The organism is Ancylobacter dichloromethanicus (assembly GCF_018390645.1).
GTDB lineage: Bacteria > Pseudomonadota > Alphaproteobacteria > Rhizobiales > Xanthobacteraceae > Ancylobacter > Ancylobacter dichloromethanicus.
In genome coordinates this window covers 314,461-326,903 of record NZ_JAHBGC010000020.1, presented here as the reverse complement: position 1 = coordinate 326,903, position 12,443 = coordinate 314,461, and the positions used below count along the sequence as shown (strand labels likewise).

The following is a 12,443-nucleotide window of genomic DNA, read 5'->3' as shown; positions in this document are numbered from 1 at the left end:
GCCGAAGCGGGCTCCGGTCCGGGAAACGCTCTGCTCGACCGTCCCACTCGGTCCCGCGTTTAGCACGCAGGACGCGCCCGCGCGGGACAAGGCGAAGAAGTCCACAGATTCGGTCCGGCTCGACAAGCCCCCTCGTCGCGGTCATCCTCTCGCCATGACGGATCGCCCGCCGCTTTTCACCATCGGCTACGAACAGGTCTCCTCCGCCGCCGTGCTCGACACGCTGAGCGAGGCCGGGGTCGAACTGCTGGTCGACGTGCGTGCGGTCGCCGCCTCGCGCCGGGCCGGCTTCTCCAAGAGCCACCTCGCCGCCGGGGTGGCGGAGCGCGGCATCGGCTACCTGCACCTGCGCGGTCTTGGCACGCCGGCGGAAGGGCGGCAGGCGGCGCGCAGCGGCCATTACGACCAGTTGCGGCGCATCTACGACGCCCACCTCGCCACCCCGACGGCGCAGGGCCAGCTCGATGAACTCGCGGAACTGGTGAAGACCGGCCGCCGGGTCTGCGTGCTGTGCTTCGAGCGTCATCCCGAGCATTGCCACCGGCTGATGATCGCCGAGCTGGTCTGCGAGCGGGTCGGCGTCGGCGTCGCACATCTGATGGCGCCGCCGGTCTGACACCCCTGCGACAAAACGCGGCATGCCGGAGCGTGCAGCTTTCGCAATTCACGTCCAGGGGTTGATTGAGGGTGTCTCGATAGGGTGCTCGGATGGACTGCATAGCCTGACCATCTGCAACCCTGAGCACGGCGATGTTTCCCTCGCCGGCGCGTTCGTGCGCGCCCATTCTCGCAGCGACGGCGGTCGTCGCGTGCCTTGCTCCCGGCGCGGCGGCCGAGGAGAACGCCGAGGCGTCGCTGCGCCGGCGGCTCTACTTCTATACCGGCGTCGATATCGCCCGCGACAATGGCTATGGCTGGGGCGGCATGGCGTGGGCGCCCTTCGCCGCCATGGACCGCGAGGGGCTGCGCGTGCGCACCCAGACCGGCGGCGGGCGCTACCGCTACCGCACCCGGGCGGTGCCGGGCGGCTGGAACACCGGCAACAAGATGGATGGCGAAGTCCTCCTCGGCTGGCAGTTCCTGCGCGGTGCCCACGCCCTCGCCCTCTATGGCGGTGTCAATGTCGTCGACAACAGGCTGGACCAGCCCGACCCCGGCAACCGCGACCAGGGCACGCAGTTCGGTGCCAGGTTCGTCGCCGAATGGTTCTATCGGCTCGATGAGCGCTGGACCCTCACCGCCGCCCTCAGCGCCTCGACGGCGGACGGCACCTATGGCGGCCGCGCCACCGCCGGCTGGCGGGCAGTCGACTGGCTCGACGTCGGTGTCGAGACCGGCGCCACCACCGACTGGCTCGACGAGAGCGCCCGCGTCGGGCTGTTCATCGCCTGCCCGCTGGACGGGCGTGAACTGCGCGCCGCCGCCGGCTGGCGCTGGAGCAGCGACAGCGACGACAGCCCCTACGGCACCGTGTCCCTGTTCATGCCGTTCTGACCGCCGCGCCTTCAGGCGTCCTCCGCCTTCATCGCCTCCAGCGCCGCGCTGGCGTCGACATCGGCGCCTTCGGCGATCTCCAGTGCCTCCAGTTCCTCGCTGGTGTCGATGTCGAAGAAGGCCCCCTCCCCCTCCACCGGCACCTCGACCACCAGATCGGGGTTCTGCGCGATGATCTGGCGCGCGCCGACATCGCCTTCGAGCGTCATCAGCGCCGGGAACAGCGGCCGCGCCAGCGCCACCGGGTTGCCGTGCCGCCCTTCCGCCACCGGCACGGCGATCAGCCGGCCACGCAGGGGAGCGAGCGCATCGGCGAGACGGTCGACCAGCGAAGCCTCGACCTTCGGCATGTCGCCGAGCATGACGACGGCGCGCTCCACCTCCTTCGGCAGGGCGGCGACACCTGTGCGCAGCGAGGTCGACAGCCCCTGCGCGAAGTCCGGATTATGCGCGAAGGTCACGTCGAGCCCCTGAAGCGCCGCGCGGACCGCCTCCGCCTCGTGTCCGGTGACCACCACCACCGGCCGCGCCCGGGCGGCGAGCGCCACCTCGACCACACGGCGCACCAGCGGCACCCCGCCGAGCGGCAGGGTCAGCTTGTGGGCATGCGGCATGCGCGTGCCCTGCCCGGCGGCGAGCACCAGCGCGGCGGGCGGACGGGCAGGGCGGCGCCGCAATTCGCCGACCAGTTCGGCGAGGATGGAGACCGCGATCTCCGCCGGGTTGGCGGCACCGATATCGAGGCCGATCGGCGCGCGGATGCGCGCCAGCGCCGCACGCGGCACGCCCCGCGCGGCCAGCCGCTCGACCCGGCCCGCATGCGATTTGCGCGAGCCCAGCGCCCCGACATAGAAGCAGCCGGCACCGAGTGCCGCCACCACCGCCGGGTCGTCGATCTTGGGGTCGTGCGCCAGCGCCGCCACCGCGGTGAACGGGTCGAGCGCGAGGCTGGCCAGCGCGTCCTGCGGCCATTGCGCCCGCACATCGACGCCGGGGAAACGTTCGGCCGTCGCGAAGGCGGTGCGCGGGTCGATGATGGTCACCTCGAAGCCGACCGCCGCCGCCATCGGTGCCAGCGACTGCGAGATATGCACCGCCCCGGTGACGACGAGGCGCGGCGCGGGAAGCTGCACGGTCAGGAACAGGCGTCGCCCGTCGACCTCCACCCGCCCGCTGCGGCCGCTGCGCAGCGCCTCGGCCAGCGGTTGCGCCAGCGGGTCGGCGCCGGCTTCGGTGGCCCGCACCAGCCTTTGCCCGCCGCCGTCGAGATCGGTGACCAGCACGGCGGCGCGGCGGGCGGCACGTTCGGCGTTGAGCGCTTCGAGCAACGACAGGTCCATCAGGCGACCTTCTCGACATAGACGGCGATGCGCCCGCCGCAGGACAGGCCGACCTGCCAGGCGGTCTCGTCGGCGACGCCGAACTCCAGCAGCCGGGGGCTGCCATCGGCGATCACCTCGGCCGCTTCCGCCACCACCGCGCCCTCGACGCAGCCGCCGGACACCGAGCCGAGGAAATTGCCGTCTTCATCGATGGCGAGGTGGCTTCCCACCGGGCGCGGCGCCGAGCCCCAGGTCTCGATGACGGTGGCCAGCGCCACGCCGCGGCCCGCCCGTCGCCAGCCCGCCGCCGCCTGCAATACGTCTTCCTCGCGCGAGAGCATCGGCCCCACCTCCACAACGCCATGATGGCCCACTATAGCGCGGCTGCGCCGCCTGGCCTTGCCGGAGCGCTCCGAAACCATCACAAAGCCGCGCATGAGTTCCCCCGCCCCCCTTCCCGCCGCCTGTCCTCCCCTCGCCGCACTGCCAAAGCGGACACTGCGCCATATCGGCGAGCTGGCGGAGGCCGGGCTGGCGCCGGCCGATCCGGCGCTGGAGGCGGTCGCCGCGCGCTACGCGGTCGCGGTGACACCGACGCTGATCGGCCTGATCGACCCCACCGATGCCGCCGACCCGATCGCCCGCCAGTTCGTGCCCGATGCGCGCGAGCTGGAGACACGCCCGGAGGAGCGCGGGGACCCGATCGGCGACGGCGCGCACAGCCCGGTGCCGGGCATCGTCCACCGCTACCCCGACCGCGCGCTGCTCAAGCTGGTCGGCGTCTGCGCCGTCTATTGCCGCTTCTGCTTCCGCCGCGAGATGGTCGGCCCGGGCGCCGAGACCAGCCTCACCGACGCGGAGCTTGACGCCGCTCTCGGCTATATCGCGGCGCGGCCGGAGATCTGGGAAGTCGTGCTGACCGGCGGCGATCCGCTCGTCCTCGCCCCGCGCCGGCTCGCCGCGTTGATGGCCCGGCTCGCCGCGATTGCCCATGTGAAGGTGGTGCGCTTCCACACCCGCGTGCCCATCGCCGCGCCGGAGCGCGTGACGCCCGCGCTGGTGGAAGCGATCCGCGCGCCCGATGTGACCACCTACGTCGCCGTCCATGCCAATCATGCCCGCGAGCTTGGGCCCGAGGCGCGCGCCGCCCTCGCCCGCCTCGCCGATGCCGGCGTCGCGCTGGTCGGCCAGAGCGTGCTGCTGGCCGGCGTCAATGACGAGGCGGCCACGCTCGCGGCGCTGTTCCGCACCCTCGTCGAGTGCCGGGTGAAACCCTATTACCTGCACCATCCCGACCTCGCCCCCGGCACCGCGCATTTCCGCCTGCCGATAGAACGCGGGCAGGCGCTGATGGCGGCACTGCGCGGGCGGGTCTCCGGCCTCGCGCTGCCGACCTATGTGCTCGACATCCCCGGTGGCCACGGCAAGGTGCCCATCGGGCCCGGCTATCTGGAGCCGGCGCCCGACGGCTGGCGGGTCACCGACTATTGCGGCGGCGTCCACAGCTATGGAGAGGGCGTGTGAGCCGCCCCGTGCCCGTCGACGTGGTGGTGATCGGCGCCGGCGCCGCCGGGCTGATATGCGCCATCGAGGCCGGCCGGCGCGGGCGCCGCGTCGTGGTGATCGACCATGCCCGCGCGCCGGCCGAGAAGATCCGCATTTCCGGTGGCGGGCGCTGCAACTTCACCAATCGCGACGCCGCCCCGCGCCATTATCTCTCGGCCAATCCGGGCTTCGCCATCTCGGCGCTGAAGCGGTTTTCCGCGCAGGACTTCATCGCCCGCATCGACCGGCGCGGCATCGCCTGGCACGAGAAGACGCTCGGCCAGCTCTTCTGCGACGGCTCGGCGCGGCAGGTGGTCGACATGCTGACCGACGACCTCGCTGATTCCGGCGGCGAACTGCGCCTGTCCACGGCCATTACCGGTGTCGAGCGCACCGCCGACGGCTTCACCGTGGCGACCGCCAGCGGCACCGTCGCCTGCCGCTCGCTGGTCGTCGCCTCGGGCGGCAAGTCGATCCCGAAAATGGGTGCCTCAGGCTTCGGCTATGAGGTGGCGGAGCGCTTCGGGCTGGCGCTTCAGCCCACCCGCCCCGGCCTCGTGCCGCTCACCCTCGATCCGGCGCTGCTGGAGCGTCTCGCCCCGCTCGCCGGGGTGGCGGTGGCGGCGCGCGTCGCCCACGGAAAAACGCGGTTCGAGGAAGGGCTGTTGTTCACCCATCGCGGCCTGTCCGGGCCGGCGATCCTGCAGATTTCCTCCTATTGGCGCGAAGGCGACGAGATCGCGCTCGCGCTCGCGCCGCACACGGACATCTTCGCTCGGCTGCGCGAGGCGCGTGCCGCCCAGGGCAGGCAGTCGCCCGCCACCGCGCTGGCCGCCCTGCTGCCCCGGCGCCTCGCCCAGTTGATCGCCGAGCGCGAGGCCGGCACCGTCAACCTCGCCGACCTCTCCGACAGGGCGCTGCGGCGGATCGACGAGGCGGTGAATGGCTGGCGGCTGAAGCCGACCGGCTCGGAAGGCTACCGCACCGCCGAGGTCACGCTCGGCGGCGTCGACACGGCAGGTCTCGATTCGCGCACCATGCAGGCGCGCGAGGTGCCCGGCCTCTTCTTCGTCGGCGAAGTAGTGGACGTCACCGGCTGGCTCGGCGGCTATAATTTCCAGTGGGCGTGGTCGTCCGGCTGGGTCGCCGGGCAGGTGGCGTGAGCCGCGCCGCGCGGCCTCCCATTCGTCGGAATCGCTGACCCTCATCTGAGGCGCCCGGTCTCGGGCCGGGCCTTGAAGGATGGTCCTCGCGGCGCACATCGCAACCATCCTTCGAGGCCCGCTGCGCTCGCGCCTCAGGATGACGTCGCGCCGGCAGGGCCTCATCGCTCAGACCGACAGGAAGCCCCGCCCGAGATAGGCGAGCTTCGCCTTGTCGGGGCCGAGCGTCACCGCCTCGACCCGGCCGACCAGCACGTCATGGGTGGCGATGGTGCGCACATCCACCATGCGGCACTGGAAGACCGCGACGGCCGCGGCAAGGCACGGCACGTCCAGCGCGCCCTCGTGCCAGTGGCCGACAGCGAAGCGCTGCTCGCCCGCCAGCCCGCCGCGCCCGCCGAAGCTTTCCGCCACCATCTGCTGGTCGGCACCGAGCATGTTGACCGCGAACCGGCCGGACTGGCGGAAGGCGGCGGCCGAGCGTATCCGGCGGTTGAGGCAGACCAGCAGAGTCGGCGGGCTGTCCGACACCGAAGCCACGGCCGTGGCGGTGAAACCGGCGCGCCCGTCGGGGCCACGGGTGGTGATCACATGCACCGCCGCCACAAGGCGGCTCATCGCCTCCCGGTAGAGCCCGGCCTCGACCGTGCGTTCCACACCCTGCGCCCTGTGATCGTCCACGCTGCCTCATCTCCTGCGGCCGGTCGTGGCACGAACGATCCACACCACGCGGCAGAACTGTGCATAACCCCAGCCGCAGAAATTTGAAAACCACCGCGCTGCGGCGCCGCTCACATGACGATCCGGCGACGAAAACGGTGCCCGCCGCCACAGGACGGGCCAGCCTTCGCCACAATAACCGCTTGAGTTGTAAAGGAATTCGGAGAATAGGTATCTAAATACCCAAATATCATGCTTTTCGATTGATTGCATTTCGCCTTTCGATTGAATTGTATCGGAACGCGACGCAGGCTAAGAGTCAGAGGCGCACATCGTACGGGCACGGTTAGAAACTGTGCAAAAGCCCGGCGGTTGTGCTTTGCGCGAATTCGGCTGAGGGGAGCCGGCGAAAATTATGGAAATCTTTGTTCAGCAGCTCATCAACGGGCTGACTCTCGGCTCGATCTACGGGCTGATCGCCATCGGCTATACCATGGTGTTCGGCATCATCGGCATGGTCAACTTCGCCCATGGCGATGTCTTCATGGTCTCCGCCTTCATCGCGCTGATCTGCTTCCTGCTGGTCACCACGGTACTGGGCATCACCTCCATCTTCCTGGCGCTCGCCATCGTACTGGTGGTGGCGATGTTCTTCACCTCGCTGTTGAACTGGGCCATCGAGCGGGTCGCCTACCGGCCGCTGCGCGGCTCGTTCCGGCTGGCGCCGATGATCTCCGCCATCGGCATGTCGATCTTCCTCGCCAATTTCGTCCAGGTTTCCCAGGGCCCGCGCAACAAGCCGATCCCGCCCATGGTCACCGACGTGATCGTGCTGATGGATTCCGGCGGCTACCAGGTCACCCTGGCCTGGAAGCAGATCATCATCATGGTGATCACGGCGCTCCTGCTCGGCGGCTTCTGGTACCTGGTGCAGAAGACCTCGCTCGGCCGCGCCCAGCGCGCCTGCGAGCAGGACCGCAAGATGGCGGCGCTGCTCGGCATCAATGTCGACCACACCATCTCGCTGACCTTCGTCATCGGCGCCGCGCTCGCCGCCGTCGCCGGCACGCTGTACCTGATGTATTACGGCGTCGCCAACTTCGCCGACGGCTTCGTGCCGGGCGTCAAGGCCTTCACCGCGGCGGTGCTGGGCGGCATCGGCTCGCTTCCCGGCGCCGTGCTCGGCGGGCTGTTGATCGGCCTGATCGAGACCTTCTGGTCGGCCTATTTCTCCATCGAATACAAGGATGTGGCGGCGTTCTCCATTCTCGCCATCACGCTGATCTTCATGCCGCAGGGCCTGCTGGGGCGGCCTGAGGTCGAGAAGGTCTGAGGTCGCGCATCATGGCTGTCCAGACTGCCGAAACCGCCCCGCCCGCGGCCCCGGCCGCCGCCGCCAACGCCGTGCTGGCCCCTGCCTTCAAGGACGCGCTGATCGCCGGCCTCGTCGCGCTCGGCCTGTTCGGCCCGCTGATCGGCTTCGAGACCGTCATCATCGACGGCGCGCTGGGGCTGGCCTACCGGCCCTCGCTGCTGGCCATCATGGTCGGCATCATCTTCGTCGGCAGGCTGCTGCTCAACCTCACCGTCTGGTCGCCGAACCGCAGGCCGGCCACGCATGCCGGCCCGACCGTGTTCGAGCGCGTCGGCACCCTGATCGGGCCCGGGGTCAAGCCGGCGCTGCTGGCCTTCGCCGTGCTGTTCCCGGCCATCGCCGCCTATTCGATGGGCGGGCTCAACCAGAGCCGCTATCTCATCGATCTCGGCATCCTGATCCTGACCTATGTGATGCTGGGCTGGGGCCTGAACATCGTGGTCGGGCTCGCCGGCCTGCTCGATCTCGGCTACGTCGCCTTCTACGCGGTGGGCGCCTACACCTATGCGCTGCTCGCCACGTCGGCGCCGATCAACGATTTCTTCGCCGGCCTGTTCGGCGCCACCTTCTGGGCCAACTGGGCGTTCTGGTTCTGCCTGCCCATGGCCGGCATCTTCGCCGGCGTGTGGGGCATGATCCTCGGCTTTCCGGTGCTGCGGCTGCGCGGCGACTATCTCGCGATCGTCACGCTGGCCTTCGGCGAGATCATCCGCCTGGTGCTGATCAACTGGGTCGACTTCACCAATGGCGGGGCGGGCATCGCCTCGATCCCGCGCGCCACTTTCTTCGGCATCCAGTTCAATGCCGGGCCGGATGGCTTCGCGGCGCTGTTCGGGCTGCCGTTCAACCCGATGCACCGCATCATCTTCCTTTATTTCGTCATCCTGGCACTGGCGCTGGTCACCGCCTTCGTCACCGTACGGCTGCGTCGCCTGCCGGTCGGCCGCGCCTGGGAGGCGCTGCGCGAGGACGAGATCGCCTGCCGCTCGCTCGGCATCAACACCACCACGACCAAGCTCTCCGCCTTCGCCACCGGCGCCATGTTCGGCGGCTTCGCCGGCTGCTTCTTCGCCGTGCGCGCGGGCTTCGTCAGCCCGGAAAGCTTCACCTTCGACGTCTCGGCGATGATCCTCGCCATCGTCGTGCTCGGCGGCATGGGCTCGCAGATCGGCGTCGCCGTGGCGGCGGCGGTGATGATGGGCGGCATGGAGATGCTGCGCAATCTCGGCTTCCTCCGGCAGATCTTCGGCAACGATTTCGACCCGAGCCTCTACCGCATGCTGATCTTCGGCTTCGCCATGGTCGCCATCATGGTGTGGAAGCCGCGCGGCCTCGTCTCCACCCGCGACCCGACGATCTTCCTCAAGGAGCGCAAGGCGGTTTCCGGCGATCTCGTGAAGGAGGGCCACGGCTGATGGCGACCTCTCCCGCAACCGGGCTCCCACGCTGGGAAGCCGATCCCATCCTCTCCGTCGAACACCTGTTCATGCGCTTCGGCGGCCTGATCGCGGTGAACGACCTCAGCTTCAAGGTCGGGCGCGGTGACATCACCGCTCTCATCGGCCCCAACGGTGCCGGCAAGACCACCGTCTTCAACTGCATCACCGGCTTCTACAAGCCGAGCGAGGGCCGCCTCATACTGGCGCATGGCCGCGCGCCGACGCCGGACGAGATCGCCGAGGTGACCCGCATCGGCGAGCGCGCGCTGGTCGGGCGCGACGCCGGCGTGTACCTGCTGGAACGGATGCCGGACTACCGGGTCTCCGGCGAGGCCAAGGTGGCCCGCACCTTCCAGAACATCCGCCTGTTCACCGGCATGACGGTGCTGGAGAACCTGATGGTGGCCCAGCACAACGCGCTGATGGCCGCCTCCGGCTATTCGCTCAAGGGGCTGTTCGGGCTGCCCGGCTGGACCAAGGCTCAGAAAGCCGCCACCGAGACGGCGAAGTACTGGCTCGACAAGGTCGGCCTCACCGACCGCGCCGACGACCCGGCCGGCGACCTTCCCTATGGCGCCCAGCGCCGGCTGGAGATCGCCCGCGCCATGTGCTCGGAGCCGATCCTGCTCTGCCTCGACGAGCCGGCCGCCGGCCTCAACCCGCGCGAGAGCCTCGAACTCAACACCCTCCTGCGCGCCATCCGCGCCGAGCACGGCACCTCGATCCTGCTGATCGAGCACGACATGAGCGTGGTGATGGAAATTTCCGACCATGTGGTCGTGCTGGATTACGGCACCAAGATCTCCGACGGCACGCCGCGGGCGGTCAAGGACGACCCGCGCGTCATCGCCGCCTATCTCGGCGTCGACGAGGATGCGGTCGAGGAGGTCGAGGCCGAACTCCATATCGAACATGCCGCGACGGGAGCGGGCGCATGAGCGACATTCTCACGCCCGCCGCAGCCGCCACGCCGGCCCTCGCCACGCCGGCCCGCACCGACGCGCCGATGCTGCAGGTGCGCGGGGTCAAGACCTTCTACGGCAACATCATGGCCCTGCGCGGGGTCGATGTGGATGTCTACAAGGGCGAGATCGTCACCCTCATCGGTTCCAACGGCGCCGGCAAGTCGACGCTGATGATGACCATCTTCGGCCAGCCGCGCCCGCGCGAGGGCTCGATCGTGTTCGAGGGCCGGGACATCACCAGGGTGCCGACCCACGAGATCGCGCATCTCAAGATCGCGCAATCGCCGGAGGGGCGCCGCATCTTCCCGCGCATGAGCGTGTTCGAGAACCTGCAGATGGGCGCGGCGGTCGATGGATTCGCCCATTTCGACGCGGATCTGGAAAAGGTCTTCGTGCTGTTTCCCCGGCTGAAAGAGCGCATCAACCAGCGCGGCGGCACGCTGTCGGGCGGCGAGCAGCAGATGCTCGCCATCGGCCGGGCGCTGATGAGCCGGCCGCGCCTGCTGATGCTGGACGAGCCCTCGCTGGGCCTCGCGCCGCTGGTGGTGCGGCAGATCTTCGACGCCATCCGCGAGCTCAACCGCACCGAGGGGCTCACCGTGTTCCTGGTCGAACAGAACGCCTTCCACGCGCTCCGGCTGGCGCATCGCGGCTATGTGCTGGTCAATGGCGCCATCACCCTGTCGGGCGAGGGACGCGAGCTTCTGGAGCGCCCGGAAGTGCGGGCCGCCTATCTCGAAGGAGGGGCGCATTGATGGCCCACACTTCCGGCACCCTGGTCTCCAAGGGAAGTTCGGCAAGCCTCGCCGTCGCCCTCCCGCTGCTGGTGGTCGCCCTCGTCCTGCTCTCGGCCGTGTTCATGCCCGAGCTGGTGGTCGAGGTGTCGCGCGCCGATTTCGTCCTCGTCACCCTGTTCCTCGGTGGCGGCGCGGCGTGGCTCACCGGGCGCTCCATCGCCTCCACCTGGCGCCCCTACCGGCAAGCGGCGGCCTATGCGCTGCTGCTGGGCTGCGTGGTGCGCTTCTTCCATTTCGCGCTGTTCGAGGGCACGCTGCTCTCGCTGCACTATTTCCTTACCGACACGGCCTTCCTGGTCGCCGTCGCGACACTGGGCTTCCGTGCCGAGCGGGCCCGGCAGATGGCGACCCGCTATGGCTGGATCTACCGCCAGTCGGGCGTCTTCGGCTGGCTCGAAGGCGATGCCGGCAGCCGTTCCGGGGACGCCCCATAGGCACCTTCACCATGTTTCGCTTGCTCGTCGACAAGAGCACCGAAAAGGGCATGATATCGGCCCGGGGCGACAGCCGCCGAGCCATAGAGCCCGTGGCTACCAACCTTCCAGAACCAGGAGAGAAGTTCATGAAGAAGCTTCTGATTGCCGGCATCGCGCTCGGCGCCATGGCGGCGCTGGCCGCTCCGGCGTCGGCGCAGATCAAGGTCGGCGTGGGCGGCCCGATGACCGGCGCCAACGCCACTTTCGGGGCCCAGCTGAAGAACGGCGCCGAACAGTGGGCGGCCGACGTCAACGCCAAGGGCGGCATCCTCGGCGAGAAGGTCGAGCTGATCATCGGCGACGACGCCGCCAAGCCCGAGCAGGGCGTCTCGGTCGCGAACAAATTCATCTCCGACGGCGTGAAGGTTGTTCTCGGCCACTTCAACTCCGGCGTGTCGATCCCGGCATCCGAGCAGTACGCCGAGGCGGGCATCCTCCAGCTCACCCCGGCCTCGACCAACCCGACCTTTACCGAGCGCGGCATGACCACCGTGTTCCGCGTCTGCGGCCGCGACGACCAGCAGGGCGCCGTCGCCGGCGACTACATCGCCAAGAACCTGAAGGGCAAGAAGATCGGCATCGTTCACGACAAGACCCCCTACGGCAAGGGTCTCGCGGACGAGACGCAGAAGGCCATGAACGCCGCCGGCGTCACCGAAGTCGTCTATGAGGGCATCAATCCGGGCGAAAAGGACTATTCCGCGCTCGTCTCCAAGCTGAAGGCCGCCAACGTCGACGTGCTTTACTACGGTGGCCTGCACACGGAAGCCGGCCTGCTGGTGCGCCAGATGCGCGACCAGGGCATGGAAACCGTGCTGTTCTCGGGTGACGGCATCACCGACAAGGAGTTCTGGACCATCGCCGGTCCGGGCGCCGCCGGCACGCTGATGACCTTCGGTCCCGATCCGCGCAACAGCCCCGCCGCCACCGCCGTGGTCGAGGAGTTCAAGAAGAAGGGCATCGATCCGGAAGGCTATGTGCTCTACACCTACGCCGCCGGCCAGGTGTTCCAGCAGGCGGCCGAGGCGACCAAGTCGCTCGATAACGTCAAGCTGGCCGAGTACATCCACTCGGGCGCGACCTTCAAGACGGTGCTCGGCGACCTGATCTTCGACAAGAAGGGCGACCGCACCACCCTCGACTACGTGCTCTACGTCTGGAAGGACGGCGGCTACTCGCAGATGTGAGCCGCAGCGCCGCGCCCGAT

The 12,443-nt window shown here is 69.2% G+C and carries 12 protein-coding genes and 2 pseudogenes; 10 read left to right on the top strand and 4 right to left on the bottom strand.

The annotated features are described in order from the left end of the window. Positions 1 to 154: 154 nt before the first annotated feature. On the top strand, positions 155 to 616 hold the full coding sequence (locus tag KHC23_RS10210) for a DUF488 domain-containing protein (protein ID WP_213372120.1): 462 nt from the start codon (positions 155 to 157) through the stop codon (positions 614 to 616). Positions 617 to 750: 134 nt separating this feature from the next. Then, positions 751 to 1,494 (top strand): cellulose biosynthesis protein BcsS, encoded by a 744-nt coding sequence (gene bcsS / locus KHC23_RS10205; protein WP_213372118.1) that lies wholly within the window; start codon positions 751 to 753, stop codon positions 1,492 to 1,494. Positions 1,495 to 1,505: 11 nt separating this feature from the next. On the opposite strand, the pseudogene KHC23_RS24865 reads toward bcsS, so the two are convergent. The 3 genes and pseudogenes from KHC23_RS24865 to KHC23_RS10195 form a co-directional block, all read right to left on the bottom strand. Then, positions 1,506 to 2,129, bottom strand: a pseudogene (locus KHC23_RS24865) (nucleotidyltransferase family protein); the annotation flags it as partial. Between the two features lie 33 nt (positions 2,130 to 2,162). Beyond that, positions 2,163 to 2,834, bottom strand: a pseudogene (locus tag KHC23_RS24860) (XdhC family protein); the annotation flags it as partial. Continuing rightward, positions 2,834 to 3,157, bottom strand: coding sequence for an XdhC family protein (locus KHC23_RS10195; protein WP_213373189.1), 324 nt, complete (start codon positions 3,155 to 3,157; stop codon positions 2,834 to 2,836). The pseudogene KHC23_RS24860 and the gene KHC23_RS10195, both read right to left, overlap by 1 nt. 94 nt (positions 3,158 to 3,251) lie before the next feature. Between KHC23_RS10195 and KHC23_RS10190 the strand changes: the two genes are divergently transcribed. Both KHC23_RS10190 and KHC23_RS10185 read left to right on the top strand, forming a co-directional pair. Then, positions 3,252 to 4,340, top strand: a complete 1,089-nt coding sequence (locus tag KHC23_RS10190) for a lysine-2,3-aminomutase-like protein (RefSeq protein ID WP_213372114.1) — start codon at positions 3,252 to 3,254, stop codon at positions 4,338 to 4,340. Continuing rightward, entirely contained in the window at positions 4,337 to 5,524 is a 1,188-nt protein-coding gene (locus KHC23_RS10185; RefSeq protein WP_213372111.1) for a BaiN/RdsA family NAD(P)/FAD-dependent oxidoreductase, read from the top strand. The genes KHC23_RS10190 and KHC23_RS10185 overlap by 4 nt, the downstream gene beginning before the upstream one ends. 168 nt (positions 5,525 to 5,692) lie before the next feature. Here the strand turns inward: KHC23_RS10185 and KHC23_RS10180 are convergent, their stop codons facing one another. Continuing rightward, a complete protein-coding gene (locus tag KHC23_RS10180; RefSeq protein WP_213372109.1) occupies positions 5,693 to 6,205 on the bottom strand; it encodes a flavin reductase in 513 nt (170 codons plus the stop codon). A gap of 394 nt (positions 6,206 to 6,599) precedes the next feature. Here KHC23_RS10180 and KHC23_RS10175 point away from each other — a divergent pair, with 394 nt between their 5' ends. The 6 genes from KHC23_RS10175 (at position 6,600) to KHC23_RS10150 (ending at position 12,423) form a co-directional block, all read left to right on the top strand. Beyond that, complete coding sequence (locus KHC23_RS10175) at positions 6,600 to 7,517, top strand: branched-chain amino acid ABC transporter permease (RefSeq protein WP_213372107.1); 918 nt, start codon at positions 6,600 to 6,602, stop codon at positions 7,515 to 7,517. Positions 7,518 to 7,528: 11 nt separating this feature from the next. Beyond that, complete coding sequence (gene livM, locus KHC23_RS10170; RefSeq protein ID WP_213372105.1) at positions 7,529 to 8,974, top strand: high-affinity branched-chain amino acid ABC transporter permease LivM; 1,446 nt, start codon at positions 7,529 to 7,531, stop codon at positions 8,972 to 8,974. Next, positions 8,974 to 9,936, top strand: coding sequence for an ABC transporter ATP-binding protein (locus KHC23_RS10165; RefSeq protein ID WP_213372103.1), 963 nt, complete (start codon positions 8,974 to 8,976; stop codon positions 9,934 to 9,936). The genes livM and KHC23_RS10165 overlap by 1 nt, the downstream gene beginning before the upstream one ends. Further along, on the top strand, positions 9,933 to 10,718 hold the full coding sequence (locus KHC23_RS10160) for an ABC transporter ATP-binding protein (protein WP_213372101.1): 786 nt from the start codon (positions 9,933 to 9,935) through the stop codon (positions 10,716 to 10,718). The genes KHC23_RS10165 and KHC23_RS10160 overlap by 4 nt, the downstream gene beginning before the upstream one ends. Before the next feature lie 104 nt (positions 10,719 to 10,822). Continuing rightward, positions 10,823 to 11,194 (top strand): DUF6867 family protein, encoded by a 372-nt coding sequence (locus KHC23_RS10155; RefSeq protein ID WP_213373188.1) that lies wholly within the window; start codon positions 10,823 to 10,825, stop codon positions 11,192 to 11,194. A 128-nt stretch (positions 11,195 to 11,322) separates the two neighbouring features. Further along, positions 11,323 to 12,423 (top strand): branched-chain amino acid ABC transporter substrate-binding protein, encoded by a 1,101-nt coding sequence (locus KHC23_RS10150; RefSeq protein WP_213372099.1) that lies wholly within the window; start codon positions 11,323 to 11,325, stop codon positions 12,421 to 12,423. Positions 12,424 to 12,443: the final 20 nt, after the last annotated feature.